This is a genomic window from Micromonospora sp. NRRL B-16802 (genome assembly GCF_001279555.1).
In the GTDB taxonomy this organism is placed as follows: domain Bacteria; phylum Actinomycetota; class Actinomycetes; order Mycobacteriales; family Micromonosporaceae; genus Micromonospora; species Micromonospora profundi.
Map to the genome: position 1 here is coordinate 50,360 of NZ_LGEB01000053.1, position 14,354 is coordinate 64,713.

Annotated in this window: 27 protein-coding genes; all 27 read right to left on the reverse strand. The window is 67.5% G+C overall.

What is annotated here, in order from left to right:
- Positions 1 to 127: 127 nt before the first annotated feature.
- Positions 128 to 241, reverse strand: a complete 114-nt coding sequence (rpmJ, locus tag ADK66_RS10495; protein ID WP_012184307.1) for a 50S ribosomal protein L36 — start codon at positions 239 to 241, stop codon at positions 128 to 130.
- A 91-nt stretch (positions 242 to 332) separates the two neighbouring features.
- Positions 333 to 554 carry a translation initiation factor IF-1 gene (gene infA / locus ADK66_RS10500; RefSeq protein WP_007073013.1) on the reverse strand — a complete coding sequence of 74 codons (222 nt, stop codon included), beginning with the start codon at positions 552 to 554 and terminating at the stop codon, positions 333 to 335.
- Positions 555 to 818: 264 nt separating this feature from the next.
- Positions 819 to 1,400 carry a DUF1707 domain-containing protein gene (locus ADK66_RS10505; RefSeq protein WP_053654949.1) on the reverse strand — a complete coding sequence of 194 codons (582 nt, stop codon included), beginning with the start codon at positions 1,398 to 1,400 and terminating at the stop codon, positions 819 to 821.
- Between the two features lie 83 nt (positions 1,401 to 1,483).
- Positions 1,484 to 2,335: a type I methionyl aminopeptidase gene (gene map, locus ADK66_RS10510; protein ID WP_053653925.1), complete on the reverse strand. Its 852-nt coding sequence runs from the start codon at positions 2,333 to 2,335 to the stop codon at positions 1,484 to 1,486.
- Between the two features lie 87 nt (positions 2,336 to 2,422).
- Positions 2,423 to 3,076 (reverse strand): adenylate kinase, encoded by a 654-nt coding sequence (locus ADK66_RS10515; protein ID WP_053653926.1) that lies wholly within the window; start codon positions 3,074 to 3,076, stop codon positions 2,423 to 2,425.
- Positions 3,077 to 4,405, reverse strand: a complete 1,329-nt coding sequence (secY, locus tag ADK66_RS10520; protein WP_053653928.1) for a preprotein translocase subunit SecY — start codon at positions 4,403 to 4,405, stop codon at positions 3,077 to 3,079. It lies immediately after the preceding gene.
- Positions 4,406 to 4,640: 235 nt separating this feature from the next.
- The gene (rplO, locus tag ADK66_RS10525) at positions 4,641 to 5,084 is read right to left on the reverse strand and encodes a 50S ribosomal protein L15 (RefSeq protein ID WP_053653930.1); all 444 of its coding nucleotides are present in this window, start codon (positions 5,082 to 5,084) and stop codon (positions 4,641 to 4,643) included.
- The gene (gene rpmD, locus ADK66_RS10530) at positions 5,084 to 5,266 is read right to left on the reverse strand and encodes a 50S ribosomal protein L30 (protein ID WP_030329904.1); all 183 of its coding nucleotides are present in this window, start codon (positions 5,264 to 5,266) and stop codon (positions 5,084 to 5,086) included. The genes rplO and rpmD overlap by 1 nt, the downstream gene beginning before the upstream one ends.
- The gene (gene rpsE / locus ADK66_RS10535; RefSeq protein ID WP_053653932.1) at positions 5,266 to 5,880 is read right to left on the reverse strand and encodes a 30S ribosomal protein S5; all 615 of its coding nucleotides are present in this window, start codon (positions 5,878 to 5,880) and stop codon (positions 5,266 to 5,268) included. Before rpsE ends, rpmD begins: the two co-directional genes overlap by 1 nt.
- Before the next feature lie 33 nt (positions 5,881 to 5,913).
- Positions 5,914 to 6,303 carry a 50S ribosomal protein L18 gene (gene rplR / locus ADK66_RS10540; protein ID WP_030329901.1) on the reverse strand — a complete coding sequence of 130 codons (390 nt, stop codon included), beginning with the start codon at positions 6,301 to 6,303 and terminating at the stop codon, positions 5,914 to 5,916.
- Entirely contained in the window at positions 6,300 to 6,842 is a 543-nt protein-coding gene (gene rplF, locus ADK66_RS10545) for a 50S ribosomal protein L6 (protein WP_053653934.1), read from the reverse strand. The genes rplR and rplF overlap by 4 nt, the downstream gene beginning before the upstream one ends.
- Positions 6,843 to 6,858: 16 nt before the next feature.
- Positions 6,859 to 7,266, reverse strand: a complete 408-nt coding sequence (gene rpsH, locus ADK66_RS10550) for a 30S ribosomal protein S8 (protein WP_007465270.1) — start codon at positions 7,264 to 7,266, stop codon at positions 6,859 to 6,861.
- Positions 7,267 to 7,382: 116 nt separating this feature from the next.
- Positions 7,383 to 7,568, reverse strand: coding sequence for a type Z 30S ribosomal protein S14 (locus ADK66_RS10555; protein WP_007465272.1), 186 nt, complete (start codon positions 7,566 to 7,568; stop codon positions 7,383 to 7,385).
- Position 7,569: 1 nt separating this feature from the next.
- On the reverse strand, positions 7,570 to 8,136 hold the full coding sequence (gene rplE, locus ADK66_RS10560) for a 50S ribosomal protein L5 (RefSeq protein ID WP_053653936.1): 567 nt from the start codon (positions 8,134 to 8,136) through the stop codon (positions 7,570 to 7,572).
- Complete coding sequence (gene rplX / locus ADK66_RS10565) at positions 8,136 to 8,456, reverse strand: 50S ribosomal protein L24 (RefSeq protein WP_007465276.1); 321 nt, start codon at positions 8,454 to 8,456, stop codon at positions 8,136 to 8,138. Before rplX ends, rplE begins: the two co-directional genes overlap by 1 nt.
- Positions 8,453 to 8,821, reverse strand: a complete 369-nt coding sequence (rplN, locus tag ADK66_RS10570; RefSeq protein ID WP_015619002.1) for a 50S ribosomal protein L14 — start codon at positions 8,819 to 8,821, stop codon at positions 8,453 to 8,455. Before rplN ends, rplX begins: the two co-directional genes overlap by 4 nt.
- Positions 8,822 to 8,918: 97 nt before the next feature.
- Positions 8,919 to 9,197 carry a 30S ribosomal protein S17 gene (gene rpsQ, locus ADK66_RS10575; RefSeq protein ID WP_053653938.1) on the reverse strand — a complete coding sequence of 93 codons (279 nt, stop codon included), beginning with the start codon at positions 9,195 to 9,197 and terminating at the stop codon, positions 8,919 to 8,921.
- Positions 9,194 to 9,430, reverse strand: a complete 237-nt coding sequence (rpmC, locus tag ADK66_RS10580; protein ID WP_007465283.1) for a 50S ribosomal protein L29 — start codon at positions 9,428 to 9,430, stop codon at positions 9,194 to 9,196. The genes rpsQ and rpmC overlap by 4 nt, the downstream gene beginning before the upstream one ends.
- Positions 9,430 to 9,855 (reverse strand): 50S ribosomal protein L16, encoded by a 426-nt coding sequence (gene rplP / locus ADK66_RS10585; RefSeq protein ID WP_053653940.1) that lies wholly within the window; start codon positions 9,853 to 9,855, stop codon positions 9,430 to 9,432. The genes rpmC and rplP overlap by 1 nt, the downstream gene beginning before the upstream one ends.
- Before the next feature lie 3 nt (positions 9,856 to 9,858).
- Positions 9,859 to 10,728 (reverse strand): 30S ribosomal protein S3, encoded by an 870-nt coding sequence (gene rpsC / locus ADK66_RS10590; RefSeq protein ID WP_007465294.1) that lies wholly within the window; start codon positions 10,726 to 10,728, stop codon positions 9,859 to 9,861.
- On the reverse strand, positions 10,728 to 11,186 hold the full coding sequence (gene rplV / locus ADK66_RS10595) for a 50S ribosomal protein L22 (RefSeq protein WP_053653942.1): 459 nt from the start codon (positions 11,184 to 11,186) through the stop codon (positions 10,728 to 10,730). The genes rpsC and rplV overlap by 1 nt, the downstream gene beginning before the upstream one ends.
- A gap of 41 nt (positions 11,187 to 11,227) precedes the next feature.
- Entirely contained in the window at positions 11,228 to 11,509 is a 282-nt protein-coding gene (gene rpsS, locus ADK66_RS10600) for a 30S ribosomal protein S19 (protein WP_007465299.1), read from the reverse strand.
- 12 nt (positions 11,510 to 11,521) lie between these two features.
- On the reverse strand, positions 11,522 to 12,361 hold the full coding sequence (rplB, locus tag ADK66_RS10605; RefSeq protein ID WP_053653944.1) for a 50S ribosomal protein L2: 840 nt from the start codon (positions 12,359 to 12,361) through the stop codon (positions 11,522 to 11,524).
- 12 nt (positions 12,362 to 12,373) lie between these two features.
- A complete protein-coding gene (gene rplW, locus ADK66_RS10610; protein WP_007465304.1) occupies positions 12,374 to 12,676 on the reverse strand; it encodes a 50S ribosomal protein L23 in 303 nt (100 codons plus the stop codon).
- Entirely contained in the window at positions 12,673 to 13,323 is a 651-nt protein-coding gene (gene rplD / locus ADK66_RS10615) for a 50S ribosomal protein L4 (protein ID WP_053653946.1), read from the reverse strand. Before rplD ends, rplW begins: the two co-directional genes overlap by 4 nt.
- Positions 13,320 to 13,985: a 50S ribosomal protein L3 gene (gene rplC, locus ADK66_RS10620; protein WP_053653948.1), complete on the reverse strand. Its 666-nt coding sequence runs from the start codon at positions 13,983 to 13,985 to the stop codon at positions 13,320 to 13,322. The genes rplD and rplC overlap by 4 nt, the downstream gene beginning before the upstream one ends.
- A gap of 11 nt (positions 13,986 to 13,996) precedes the next feature.
- The gene (rpsJ, locus tag ADK66_RS10625) at positions 13,997 to 14,305 is read right to left on the reverse strand and encodes a 30S ribosomal protein S10 (protein ID WP_007073037.1); all 309 of its coding nucleotides are present in this window, start codon (positions 14,303 to 14,305) and stop codon (positions 13,997 to 13,999) included.
- Positions 14,306 to 14,354 lie beyond the last annotated feature (49 nt).

Sequence of the window (14,354 nt, forward strand, 5' to 3'; positions counted from 1 at the left end):
GGGTCAGCCACGAAAGGAGTACGTCTTCACGTACCGCTCGCGGCTGGGACGAGCATGTGTCTTGTGTGTCGCTGAGGATCTGCCTGGGCCAACGCCACCCGGCCGTGTCCGGCCGGACGGGCTGAGATCAGCCCTGGCGCTGCTTGTGGCGCGGGTCGGTGCAGATGACCATGACCCGGCCGTGCCGGCGGATTACCCGGCACTTGTTGCAGATCCTCTTGACGCTCGGCTTGACCTTCACGGTTGCCTTACTTCCCATCTGGCCCGGGGACGCGCGAGGCGCGAGACCGGACGTCGAAGACGGACACGGGACTTCCCGGCCGTCGTCAGGACTACTTGTAGCGGTAGACGATGCGCCCGCGGGTCAGGTCGTACGGCGAGAGTTCGACGACGACCCGGTCCTCCGGCAGGATGCGGATGTAGTGCTGCCGCATCTTGCCGCTGATGTGAGCCAGCACCTTATGGCCGTTCGCGAGCTCCACCCGGAACATTGCGTTCGGCAGGGGCTCGATGACTCGACCCTCGATCTCGATGGCTCCGTCTTTTTTCGGCATGTCCTCCGCTGTCCTGACGTCGATTGCTCCGGGCGGCCCACAACGTCTTACACGGGAACTGACCAAGATCAGATGCCCGCGCCAGCCGCGGCTCCAGCTCCCACCGAAGCGCAGGGTGGGCATGCCGGAGTGGACGCTGTGCGCCGAACAGAAAGTGTACGCCGGCCTGCACGCCGTCGCCAAACCGGCCGGCACCCGAGCACCGTGTCGGGTACGACCCCGCCTCCCGGAGACCCGATGATCTCCCAAAGCGGCCGCTGGTGGTCAGCTCGCAGGCGAGGGATCGTCTCGTTCGTCCGATTCACCGGCGCGCAACTCGCGCCGCCGCTCACGCTTCAGGCGCTTGCGCTCCCGTCGGCGCTCCCGCTCGATCGCCCGGCGTCGCGGCTCTCCCCCGGCCAACCCGGTGACAGTGCGAACCGCCAGCACCGCACCCCACGGCCCGGCCACCCAGGCCGGCCAGAAGTAGAGCAGCTCGCCGCTGAGCATCGACGTGACGCCCCACACGGCCACCACGATGCCGATCACCTGGAGGTAGGGCAGCCACACCTCGGCCAGCCAGCGGGCGGTGACGCCACCTGCCACCGGCTGGTCGCCCACCACCACGCTCGGCGGCTCGGCGGGCAGGCTGGCCGGCACCACAGCGGAGCGCTCGGCGGGCGCCACCGGGGGCAGGTCGACCAGCAGGGCATCCAAGTCGGCGTACGTGCGCGCCGCGTACGCGTTCTGCACCCGCTCGTCGTACTCGTGCAGGTCGAGTCGACCCTCGCCGAGGGCGGCCCGCAAACGCTCGGCCACCGCCTCGCGATCCGCGTCCGCCGCTCGCATCCCGTCGCGCCCGTCCATGCCGGCAAGCATGCCACCCGGAAACAAAAACCGTCTCACCCGTCCGACCCCCTGACGCCCGGCGCGCCAGAGCGGTGCGGGGTCTAGGAGGCTGCCGAGACTGCCGGTTGGCGGGCCGTCACCAGGTCGCCCAGACGGGTCCGGCCGCCGTCGAAGGCCGTGAGCACCCAGACGCCGTCCGGCAACAGCGCCATCGAATGCTCGACGTGCGCCGCGACCGACCCGTCCCGGGTGACGACCGTCCAACCGTCGGCCAATTCGACGGTACGCGGCGACGCCATGGTGATCATGGGCTCGATGGCAAGCGCCATACCGGGGACCAGGCGTGGACCCTTGCCCGGTCGGCCGTGGTTGAGCACGTGCGGGTCCTGGTGCATCTCGGTGCCGATGCCGTGCCCGCCGTACCCGTCGACGATGCCGTACCTGCCGCCCTTGCGGACCGCGCTCTCCACAGCGTGCGAGATGTCGGTGAGGCGGCCCTTCCCGCTGGCCGCACCCCGTGCGGCGGCAGCGATACCGGCCCACATCGCGTCCTCGGCCACCTCGGCCATCCGCAGCAGCGCCGGGTCGACGTCGCCGACGCCCACTGTGATGGCGGCGTCGCCGTGCCAACCATCAAGCACGGCACCGCAGTCGATCGAGATCAGGTCACCGTCGGCGAGCACCTGCTCTCCAGAGGGGATGGCGTGCACGACCTGCTCGTTCACCGAGGAGCAGATCGACGCCGGGAAGCCGTGGTAGCCCTTGAACGACGGGACGCCGCCCGCCTCGCGGATCGTCGACTCGGCGATGGCGTCCAGATCGGCGGTGGTCACCCCGGGGGCAACCGCCTCGCGCATGCGGCGCAGGGCCTCGGCGACCACCAGCCCGGCGGCCCGCATCTTCTCGATCTGGTCAGGGGTCTTCAGCTGGATATCCAGCTGGGGACGACGCATGGAGCGTTTACCTTTCGTGGCCGTTCAGCGGGGCACGTCATGCGTACCCCGCTGTTCGCACTCTATCCGCCGTGATGCGGCCGGACCTCAGCCGCCGTACGACCGCAGGGCGTCGATGGCCCGGGTGGTGACGTCCTCCACCGGCCCGGTGGCGTCGATCCCGACCAGCTTGCCCTGGGCGCCGTAGTAGTCGACAAGCGGCGCGGTCTTCTCGCCGTACTCCCGCAGGCGGGTGGCGATCGTCTCCGGCTTGTCGTCGTCCCGCTGGAACAGCTCGGCGCCACAACGGTCACAGACGTCCGGCCGGGTGGTGGCGTCGAACTCGACGTGCCAGATCTTGCCGCAGCCCCGGCAGGTGCGCCGGCCGGACAGCCGCCGGATCACCTCGTCGTCGTCGACCACAAGCTCCAGGACCAGGTCCAGCGCGGTGCCCAGGTCGGCGAGGAGCTTGTCCAGAGCGGCGGCCTGCGGAGTGGTCCGCGGAAAGCCGTCGAGCAGGAAGCCCTCGCTGGCGTCGGGCTCGGCCAGCCGGTCCCGGACCATGTTGATGGTCACCTCGTCCGGGACCAGCTCACCGGCATCCATGTAACGCTTCGCCTCGACCCCGAGCGGCGTGCCCTGGGTGACGTTCGATCGGAAGATGTCACCGGTCGAGATCTTCGGCACCGAGAGGTGGGCGGCGATGAACTCGGCCTGCGTGCCTTTGCCCGCTCCCGGCGGGCCAACCAGAACGAGTCTCATCTACCGCAGGAACCCTTCGTAGTTCCGCTGCATGAGTTGGCTCTCGATCTGCTTCACGGTCTCCAGACCGACGCCGACCATGATGAGCACAGCGGTGCCGCCGAACGGGAAGTTCTGGTACTGCTGGTTGTCCAGCCAGATGAAGAAGAAGTTCGGCAGGATGGAGATGACACCCAGGTACAGAGCGCCCGGCAGAGTGATCCGACTGAGGATGAAGTCCAGGTAGTCGGCGGTCGGCTTACCGGGGCGGATGCCCGGCACGAAGCCGCCGTACTTCTTCATGTTGTCCGCGACCTCGGTCGGGTTGAACGTGATCGAGACGTAGAAGTACGTGAAGAAGATGATCATCAGGAAGTAGACCGCGATGTAGATCGGGCTACTCGGGTTGACCAGGTTGTTCTGGATCCACGCCTGGGTTTTGCCCGGGTCGGTCTGATCGAAGAACTGCAGCGCCAACTGCGGCAGGTAGAGCAGCGACGAGCCGAAGATGACCGGGATGACACCGGCCTGGTTGACCTTCAGCGGGATGTAGGTCGAGGTGCCGCCGTACATCCGCCGGCCGATCATCCGCTTGGCGTACTGCACCGGGATCCGGCGCTGCGCCTGCTCGATGAAGGTGACCGCGGTGATGACCACCAGGACCAGCGCGATGACCAGGGCGAACATGTCCCAGCCCTTGCTGGTCTTGATCTGCCAGCCCTCGCTGGGCAGCCGCGCCGCGATCGAGGTGAAGATCAGGACGGACATGCCGTTGCCGACGCCCCGGTCGGTGATCAGCTCGCCGAGCCACATGACCATGCCGGTACCGGCGGTCATCGTCATCACCAGGATGGTCAGGGTCAGCCAGTCCGGGATGCCAGTGCCGGTGGGGATGATCGGGAACTGGTCGCAGCGGTTCTGGAAGAGCTGGCCGGAACGGGCCAGCGCCACGAACGCCGAAGCCTGAAGCACACCCAGACCGAGAGTCAGGTAGCGGGTGTACTGGGTGATCTTCGCCTGGCCGGCCTGGCCCTCCTTGCGGAGCTGCTCCAGGCGCGGAATCACGACGGTCAGCAGCTGCAGGATGATCGACGCTGTGATGTAGGGCATGATGCCCAGCGCGAAGACCGAGAGCTGTAGCAGCGCTCCGCCGGAGAAGAGGTTGAGCAGGTTCAGCACACCCGTCGACTCACCCTGGAGGGTGTCGAGGCACTTCTGCACGTTGCCGTACGAGACGCCCGGGCTGGGCAGCGTGGCGCCCAGTCGGTAGACCGCGATGATGCCTACTGTGAACAGCAGCTTCTTGCGCAGGTCAGGCGTACGGAACGCACTGAGAAAGGCGGACAGCAACTTCTTCCTCCTGCGCGAGGCGGGCCGCCGGTGATCCCTGGCGGGTCGGGGTGGATCCGGGCGAGTGCCCGGATTCCATGGCTGGGATGGGACTCTAACAGCCCTATCCCCCTCCGGGCAGATGCGCCCGGCTACATAAACCGATTCCGATATTACCGGGCGCACACGCGCCCAGGCAGACCATGGCGCCCGTCCAGTTGCTCACAACCGGACGGGCGCCATGTCTCTTACGTCCCTACAGCTCGGTGGCGGAGCCACCGGCAGCGGCGATCTTCTCCTTGGCCGACGCGCTGAACGCGTGCGCCGACACCTGGAGCGCCACCCCGCCGAGATCCCCGGTGCCGAGGACCTTGACCGGGTGGCCCTTGCGGACCGCCCCAGCCTCGACCAGCTCCAGCGGGCCAACCTGGCCGCCGTTCGGGAACAGCTCGGCGAGCCGGTCCAGGTTGACCACCTGGAAGACCACCTTGAACTTGTTCTTGAAGCCCTTCATCTTCGGCAGGCGCATGTGGATGGGCATCTGCCCACCCTCGAACGCCGCCGAGATGTTCTTGCGGGCCTTGGAACCCTTGGTACCGCGACCAGCGGTCTTGCCCTTGGAACCCTCACCGCGACCCACACGGGTCTTCGCGGTCTTGGAACCAGGCGCCGGGCGCAGGTGGTGCACCTTGATCGTCATTACTCGACCTCCTCGACCTTCACGAGGTGGTTGACCGTGAAGATCATGCCACGGATCTCGGGCCGGTCTTCCTTGACCACCACGTCGTTGATCCGCTTGAGACCGAGCGAACGCAGCGAATCACGCTGGTTCTGCTTGGTCCCGATGCCGGACCGGAGCTGGGTGACCTTCAGACGTGCCATCAGCGAGCCACCCCCGCACGCGACGCCAGCATGGCGGCCGGCGCGACGTCCTCGACCGGCAGACCACGACGCGCAGCGACCTGCTCCGGGGACTCGAGCCCCCGCAGAGCCGCCACGGTGGCGTGCACGATGTTGATCGGGTTCGACGAGCCGAGGCTCTTGGAGAGCACGTCGTGGATCCCGGCGCACTCCAGCACGGCACGCACCGGACCACCGGCGATGACACCCGTACCGGCCGAGGCCGGCTTGAGCAGCACCACACCAGCGGCGTCCTCACCCGTCACCGGGTGCGGAATCGACTGGCCGATACGCGGCACCTTGAAGAAGTGCTTCTTGGCCTCCTCGACGCCCTTGGCGATGGCCGCGGGCACCTCCTTGGCCTTTCCGTAGCCCACGCCGACCGTGCCGTCGCCGTCGCCCACGATCACCAGGGCGGTGAAGCTGAAGCGACGACCACCCTTCACGACCTTGGCGACGCGGTTGATCGCGACGACCCGCTCAAGGTGCGGGGTCTTCTCGACGGGCGCGTTTCCGCGGCCGCCCTCACGGCGGTTGTCGCGGCGACCACCCTCGTTGCCACCGGACCCGCCGCCACGGCGCTGTTGACCTGGCATCAGCAGCCTTCCTTATCTCTCGTGACGGGGTTGTTAGAACTCGAGCCCGGCTTCGCGGGCGGCGTCGGCAAGCGCGGCGACTCGCCCCGCGTACCGGTTGCCACCGCGGTCGAAGACGACCTTGGAGACGCCGGCGGCCTTGGCCCGCTCGGCGAGCAGGGCGCCCACCTTGCCGGCGAGGGCGCTCTTGTCGCCCTCCGCACCGCGCAGCGAGGCGTCCAGGGTCGACGCCGACGCCAGGGTGTGACCCTTGGTGTCGTCGACGATCTGGGCGACCATGTGGCGCAGCGAACGGGTGACGACCAGGCGCGGACGCTCGGCCGTACCGCTGACGTTCTTGCGGACGCGGAAGTGCCGACGCGCACGCCCAACGGCGCGCTTGGCGGCGACGCCGCGGCGGCGCTTGAGCAGCGTGGCGCTCACTTCTTACCTGCCTTTCCGGCCTTGCGGCGGATGACCTCGCCCTGGTACTTGACGCCCTTGCCCTTGTAGGGCTCCGGCGGGCGGATCTTCCGGATGTTGGCGGCGACCTCACCGACCTGCTGCTTGTCGATGCCGGCCACGTGGAACAGGGTCGGCCGCTCCACAGTGAAGGTGATACCCGCCGGCGCCGGAACGAGCACCGGGTGCGAGAACCCGAGCGCGAACTCGAGGTCCGAACCCTTGGCGGTGACCCGGTAACCGGTGCCTGCGATCTCCAGGCTCTTGCGGTAGCCCTCGGTCACGCCGACGATCATGTTGGCCACCAGCGTACGGCTCAGGCCGTGCAGTTCCTTGGCCTTGCGCTCGTCGTTCGGGCGGTTGACGCTCAGCTGCCCGTCCTCGCCACGCTCGACCGTGATCGGCTCGGCGATGGTGTGCTGGAGCTCGCCCTTCGGGCCCTTGACCTTGACGGTCTGCCCGTCGATCGTGATATCGACGCCGGACGGTACCGGGATCGACTTACGTCCAATTCGCGACATTTCTACCTGTCTCCCGTTACCAGACGAAGGCGAGGACTTCCCCGCCAACGCTCCGCTTGCGGGCCTGCCGGTCGGTGAGCAGCCCCTGGGACGTCGAAATGATCGCCACGCCCAGCCCGCCGAGCACCCGCGGGAGCCCGTCCGACTTGGCGTAAACCCGGAGACCGGGCTTGGACACGCGCTTGATGCCGGCCAGGCTCCGCTCCCGGTTCTGGCCGTACTTCAGCTCGACGACCAGTCGCTTGCCGACGGCACCCTCTTCGGGCTCCTCGACCGACCAGGTGGCGATGTAACCCTCTGCCTTCAAGACCTCGGCGATGTTCGCCTTGATCTTGGAGTAGGGCATCTTCACCTGATCGTGGTACGCCTGGTTGGCGTTACGCAGACGCGTGAGCATGTCTGCGATCGGGTCGGTCATCGTCATGGATTTCGTCAGCCTTTCTCGCCGGGGTTCCCGGGGCACCAGCCCCGGGCCTACGGCGAAGAGCAATACCTAAACGGTGCAGGAGTTCCCGGCCGGCAGCCGGGACGCGGTCACCCTTACCAGGAAGCCTTGGACACACCCGGCAGCTCACCGCGGTGGGCCATCTCCCGGATGCAGACCCGGCACAGCCCGAACTTGCGGTAGACCGCCTTCGGACGCCCGCACCGCTGGCAGCGGGTGTACGCGCGAACCGAGAACTTCGGCTTCGCGGCCGCCTTGATGATCAGCGCCTTCTTGGCCATCTCAGTTCTCCTTGAACGGGAAGCCCAGGAGCTTGAGCAGCGCCCGGCCCTCGTCGTCGGTCGTGGCGGTGGTGACCACCGTGATGTCCATGCCCCGCTGGCGATCGATCTTGTCCTGATCGATCTCGTGGAACACCGACTGCTCGGTCAGACCGAACGTGTAGTTGCCGTGCCCGTCGAGCTTGCGCCCGTCCAGACCGCGGAAGTCGCGGATACGCGGCAGCGCGATGGACAGCAGCCGGTCCAGGAACTCCCACATCCGGTCACCGCGAAGGGTGACCTTCGCGCCGATCGGCATGCCCTCGCGGAGCTTGAACTGCGCGATGGACTTGGTCGCCCGCCGCACCTGCGGCTTCTGGCCGGTGATCGTGGCGAGGTCGCGGACCGCGCCGTCGATCAGCTTGGCGTCGCGAGCAGCCTCGCCGACACCCATGTTGACGACGATCTTGACCAGCCGCGGCACCTGCATGGGGTTGCCGTAGCTGTTCTGCTCACGCAGCTGGGCCACGATCTCGTTGCGGTACCGCTCCTTGAGGCGCGGCATGGTCTTTTCGGTAGCCGTGGTCATCACAGGTCCTTACCGGTGCTACGCGCGATGCGGACCTTCTGGCCGTTGTCGTCGATCCGGTAACCGACGCGCGTCGGCTTGCCGTCGGAGTCCAGGACCTGCACGTTCGAGACGTGGATCGGGGCCTCCTGGGTGACGATGCCGCCGGTCTTGGCGCCACGCTGGGTGGTGCTGATGCGGGTGTGCTTCTTGACCCGGTTCACGCCCTCGACCAGGACCTTGTCCTGCCGCGGGTAGGCCGCGATGACCTTGCCCTTGGCACCCTTGTCCTTGCCGGCGATGACGACGACCGTGTCGCCCTTCTTGACCTTCACGGTCACAACACCTCCGGCGCGAGGGAAATAATCTTCATGAACCGCTTGTCCCGCAGCTCCCGACCCACCGGGCCGAAGATGCGGGTACCGCGCGGGTCCCCACCGTCCTTGATGATGACGGCGGCGTTCTCGTCGAAGCGGATGTACGAGCCGTCCGGACGCCGCTTCTCCTTGGCGGTGCGGACGATGACCGCCTTGACGACGTCGCCCTTCTTGACACCGGCACCCGGGATCGCGTCCTTGACGGTGGCCACGATGACGTCGCCGATACTCGCGTAGCGCCGACCGGAGCCACCGAGAACCCGGATGCACAGGATCTCCCGAGCACCCGTGTTGTCGGCGACGCGCAGTCGCGACTCCTGCTGAATCACGTCTATCTCCTATGTCTGCCGGTTCTCCGGCCGCCATGGCGGCCGGAGCCTGGCGGAACCAACGCCCGACGCAACGCCGGGCGAGCTCGAGCCTTCGCTACTTGGCCTTTTCCAGGATCTCCACGATCCGCCAACGCTTGGTGGCGCTCAGCGGCCGGGTCTCCATGATCAGGACCCGGTCGCCGGTGCCAGCGGCGTTCTGCTCGTCGTGCACCTTCAGCTTGCTCGTACGGCGCATGATCTTGCCGTACAGCGCGTGCCGAACCCGGTCCTCGACCTCGACAACGACGGTCTTGTCCATCTTGTCGCTGACCACCAGGCCCTCGCGAACCTTGCGGCGCGCGCGGGTGGCGTCAGTGGTGGTGTTCTCGGTCATGATGCAGTCACCTCAGTCGGCGCGGCCGAGAGCCCCAGCTCGCGCTCGCGCATGATCGTGTAGATCCGGGCGATCTCCCGACGGATGACCTGCAACCGCCGGTTGTTGTCCAGCTGCCCGGTTGCGGCCTGCACGCGGAGGTTGAACAGCTCCGCCTTGGCCTCCCGCAGCTTCGTGACCAGCTCCTCCTCGGAGAGCTCACGCAGCTCGGTCGCCTTAACGCCCGCTGCCATCAGGATTCACCCACTTCGCGCGTAACAATGCGGCACTTCATCGGGAGCTTGTGGATCGCGCGACGCATGGCCTCTCGCGCGGTCTGCTCGTTGGGGAAGGACATCTCGAAGAGAACCCGCCCCGGCTTGACGTTGGCAACCCACCACTCCGGCGAGCCCTTACCGGAACCCATCCGGGTCTCGGCGGGCTTCTTGGTGAGGGCCTGGTCCGGGAAGATCGTGATCCAGACCTTGCCACCACGCTTGATGTGGCGAGTCATCGCGATACGTGCCGACTCGATCTGTCGGTTCGTCACGTACGCCGGCTCGAGAGCCTGGATCCCGAACTCGCCGAACACCACCCGGTTACCACCCTTGGACGCGCCACTGCGGTCCGGGTGGTGCGGCTTGCGGAAGCCCTTCGGGGGCTTGCGCGGCATCAGCATCTGTCAGCCCTCCTGCTGCGTTTCTGCCGGAGCAGCAGCGGCGGCGACAGCAGCGCTGTCGACCGGCTCGCCGCTCGGCGTCTCGGCCTGCTGCGCGATGGTGGTCGCAGCAGCCCGACCGGCCTCGGTGCCACCAGCCGTGGTGCCGGACGAACCCGACCGGCCACGGCGCGGACGCTCGGGACGGTCGCCGCGCTCACCACGACGCGGACGGGACGGACCGGCCTCGGCCGGAGCCTCCCGGCCCGGGACGGCGTCACCCTTGTAGATCCAGACCTTCACACCGATCCGACCGAACGTGGTACGGGCCTCGAAGAAGCCGTACTCGATGTTGGCCCGCAGCGTGTGCAGCGGAACCCGGCCCTCACGGTAGAACTCGGTCCGGCTCATCTCGGCGCCGCCGAGGCGACCCGAGACCTGAACCCGGATGCCCTTGCAGACCGGGTTCTTCATGGCCGACTGCATGGCCTTGCGCATCGCCCGACGGAAGCTGACCCGGCTGGACAGCTGCTCGGCCACGCCCTGCGCGACGAGCTGTGCGTCCGACTCGGGGTTCTTCACCTCGATGATGTTCAGCTGCACCTGCTTGCCGGTGAGCTTCTCCAGCTCGCCGCGGATCCGGTCGGCCTCCGCACCCTTACGGCCGATGACAATGCCCGGCCGGGCGGTGTGGATGTCGACCCGGACGCGGTCGCGGGTGCGCTCGATGTCGACCTTGGAAATGCCGGCACGCTCGAGGCCCTTGGACATCATCCGGCGGATCTTGACATCCTCGCCGATGTAGTCCTTGTAGAGCTTGTCCGCGAACCAGCGGGACTTCCAGTCGGTCGAGATGCCGAGCCGGAACCCAGTGGGGTGAACCTTCTGACCCATTACTCGGCGTCCTCCGTCTTGCTCTGCGCTTCGGCCGGTGCGGCCTCCGTGGCCGGGGCGGCCTTCTTCGCCGCGGCCTTCCTCGGCGCTGCCGGCGCAACCGCTTCGACCACCACGGTGATGTGGCAGGTGCGCTTGCGGATCCGGTACGCCCGGCCCTGCGCCCGCGGCTGGAACCGCTTCATCGTCGGGCCCTCGTCCACGAACGCCTCGCTGACGAGCAGCGCGCCGGGGTCCAGCCGCTCGTTGTTCTCCGCGTTGGCGATCGCGCTAGCGAGCACCTTGTACACCTGCTCGCTCGCAGCCTGCGGCGCGAACTGCAGCACCGTGAGAGCCTCCTTCGCGGGCAGGCCGCGGACGAGGTTGACCACCCGGCGCGCCTTCATCGGCGAGATGCGCACGTGCCGCGCAACCGCCCGCGCGCCCGGAAGCACCGGAGCGTCGCCCTTTCCTGGCATCGCTGTAACCCCTTGTTCCCTCTATCCGTATGCCCGCGGCGTCAGCGCCGACGGCTCTTCCGGTCGTCCTTCTCGTGACCCTTGAACGTGCGGGTCAGCGCGAACTCGCCGAGCTTGTGCCCGACCATCGCCTCGGTCACGAACACCGGGACGTGCTTGCGTCCGTCGTGCACGGCGATCGTGTGCCCCAGCATCTCGGGGATGATCGTCGAGCGCCGCGACCAGGTCTTGATCACGTTCTTCGAGCCCTTGTCGTTCTGAACTTCCACCTTCTTGAGCAGGTGGTCGTCTACGAACGGGCCCTTCTTCAGGCTGCGAGGCATGTCTTATCTCCCTCAGCCGCGCTTACGCGTGGCGTAGCGACGGCGGACGATCAGCCGGTCACTCGGCTGGCCCTTACGGCGGGTGCGGCCCTCGGGCTTACCCTGCGGGTTGACCGGGTGGCGACCACCAGAGGTCTTACCCTCACCACCACCGTGCGGGTGGTCGACCGGGTTCATGGCGACACCACGGACGGTCGGGCGCTTGCCCTTCCACCGCATACGGCCGGCCTTACCCCAGTTGATGTTCGACTGGTCGGCGTTGCCGATCTCGCCGACGCTTGCGCGGCAGCGCACGTCCACACGCCGGATCTCGCCGGACGGCATACGCAGGGTCGCGTACGCGCCCTCACGGCCGAGCAGCTGGATGCCGACGCCGGCGGAGCGGGCGAGCTTGGCCCCGCCACCCGGACGCAGCTCCACGTTGTGGATCGTGGTACCGACCGGGATGTTGCGCAGCGGCAGGTTGTTACCCGGCTTGATGTCGGCGCCCGGACCGGACTCGACGCGGTCGCCCTGCTTCATGTCCTTCGGCGCGAGGATGTACCGCTTCTCGCCGTCGGCGTAGTGCAGCAGCGCGATACGCGCCGTGCGGTTCGGGTCGTACTCGATGTGAGCGACCTTCGCCGGCACGCCGTCCTTGTCGACCCGCTTGAAGTCGATCAGACGGTACTGGCGCTTGTGACCGCCACCGTGGTGCCGCGTGGTGATCCGGCCGTGGGCGTTACGCCCGCCCTTCTTCGGCAACGGAGCCAGCAGCGACTTCTCCGGCGTGGACCGGGTGATCTCGGCGAAGTCGGCAACGCTGGAGCCACGTCGGCCCGGCGTCGTCGGCTTGTACTTACGGATAGCCATTGTCTACACCCCTCAGCTGACCGGGCCGCCGAAGGCCTCGATACGGTCACCGTCAGCCAGCTTCACGATCGCCCGCTTGGTCGCCTTGCGCTGACCGAAGCCGGTCTTGGTGCGCTTGCGCTTCCCTTGGCGGTTGAGCGTGTTGACCGTCAGGACGCGGACGTTGAAGATCTGCTGGATAGCGATCTTGATCTCGGTCTTGTTCGCGTCCGGGTGCACCAGGAAGGTGTACCAGTTCCGGTTCAGCTCGCTGTAGCTCTTCTCCGAGACGACCGGCGCCACGATGATGTCGCGCGGGTCGGCGATCGTGCTCACTTGCCACCCTCCTCGGTGGTCTCGGCGGGCACGCCCAGGAACTCGTCCAGGGCGTCCTTGGTGAAGACCACGTCGTCGGCCACCAGCACGTCGTACGTGTTCAGCTGGCCGGACTCGATCAGGTGCACCCGCGGCTCGTTGCGCAGCGACACCCAGTTCAGCTCGTCGGTGCTGCTCAGCACGACGAGAACCCGACGGGCCTCGGTGAGCTTGGTCAGCGTGGCAAGGGCCGCCTTCGTCGACGGCTTCTCGCCCGAGACGAACGCCTCGACAACGTGTACCTGCCCGGCGCGGGCCCGGTCGGAGAGGGCACCGCGCAGCGCGGCGGCCTTCATCTTCTTCGGGGTCCGCTGGCTGTAGTCACGCGGAACGGGACCGTGTACCACGCCACCGCCGGCGAACTGCGGTGCGCGGATCGAGCCCTGCCGGGCGCGACCGGTGCCCTTCTGCTTGTACGGCTTCTTGCCGCCGCCGGCGACCTCGCCGCGGGTCTTGGTCTTGTGCGTGCCCTGTCGGGCCGCCGCGAGCTGGGCCACCACGACCTGGTGCATCAGCGCGACGTTGGCCTGCACGTCGAAGATGTCAGCCGGCAGCTCGACGGAGCCGCTGGTGCTGCCTTCGACGGTGCGCACGTCAACGGTGGTCACTTGGCCGCACCGCCCTTCTTGACCTTGCTCTTCGCCGCGGTACGGACCAGAACCAGCGCGCCCTTGGGGCCAGGAATGGCACCGCGGACGAGCAGCAGGTTGTTCTCGGTGTCGACCGCCTGGACGGTGAGGTTCTGCACGGTGTAGCGCACGCCACCCATGCGGCCGGCCATCCGGGTGCCCTTGAAGACACGACCCGGGGTGGCGCAGGCGCCGATGGAACCGGGCGAGCGGTGCTTGCGCTCGACACCGTGGCTGGCGCGCAGACCGTGGAAGCCGTGCCGCTTCATCGGGCCGGCGTAGCCCTTGCCCTTGGTCTTTCCGGTGACGTCGATCGTGACGCCGGCCGGGAACTCCTCGACCGTGACCTCCTGGCCGAGCGAGTATTCCCCAGCGTCAGTGGTGCGCAGCTCGACGATGTGCCGGCGCGGCGCCACGTCCGCCTTGGCGTAGTGGCCGCTGATCGGCTTCTTGACCTTGCGCGGGTCGATCGTGCCGTACGCCAGCTGGACCGCTGAGTAACCGTCCTTCTCGGCGCTACGAACCTGGCTGATGACGCACGGGCCGGCCTCGACCACGGTCACGGGAACAACCTTGTTGTTGTCCCAGACCTGGGTCATGCCGAGCTTGGCGCCCAGGATCCCCTTGACTTGCCTGTCCATTTGTCCGGTCCCTACAGCTTGATCTCGATGTCGACGCCAGCCGGCAGGTCGAGGCGCATGAGCGAGTCGACCGTCTTCGGGGTCGGGTCGATGATGTCGATCAGCCGCTTGTGCGTGCGCATCTCGAAGTGCTCGCGCGAGTCCTTGTACTTGTGCGGCGAGCGGATAACGCAGAAACGGTTGATCTCCGTGGGCAGCGGCACCGGGCCCGCGACCTGCGCCCCGGTGCGCGTCACCGTCTCGACGATCTTCCGAGCCGAGGAGTCGACGACCTCGTGGTCATAGGCCTTGAGCCGGATGCGGATCTTCTGTCCCGCCATGGTGGCTTCTGTTCCTTCTCTCGATGCCGCTGTGTTGCGGGCGCCTGTA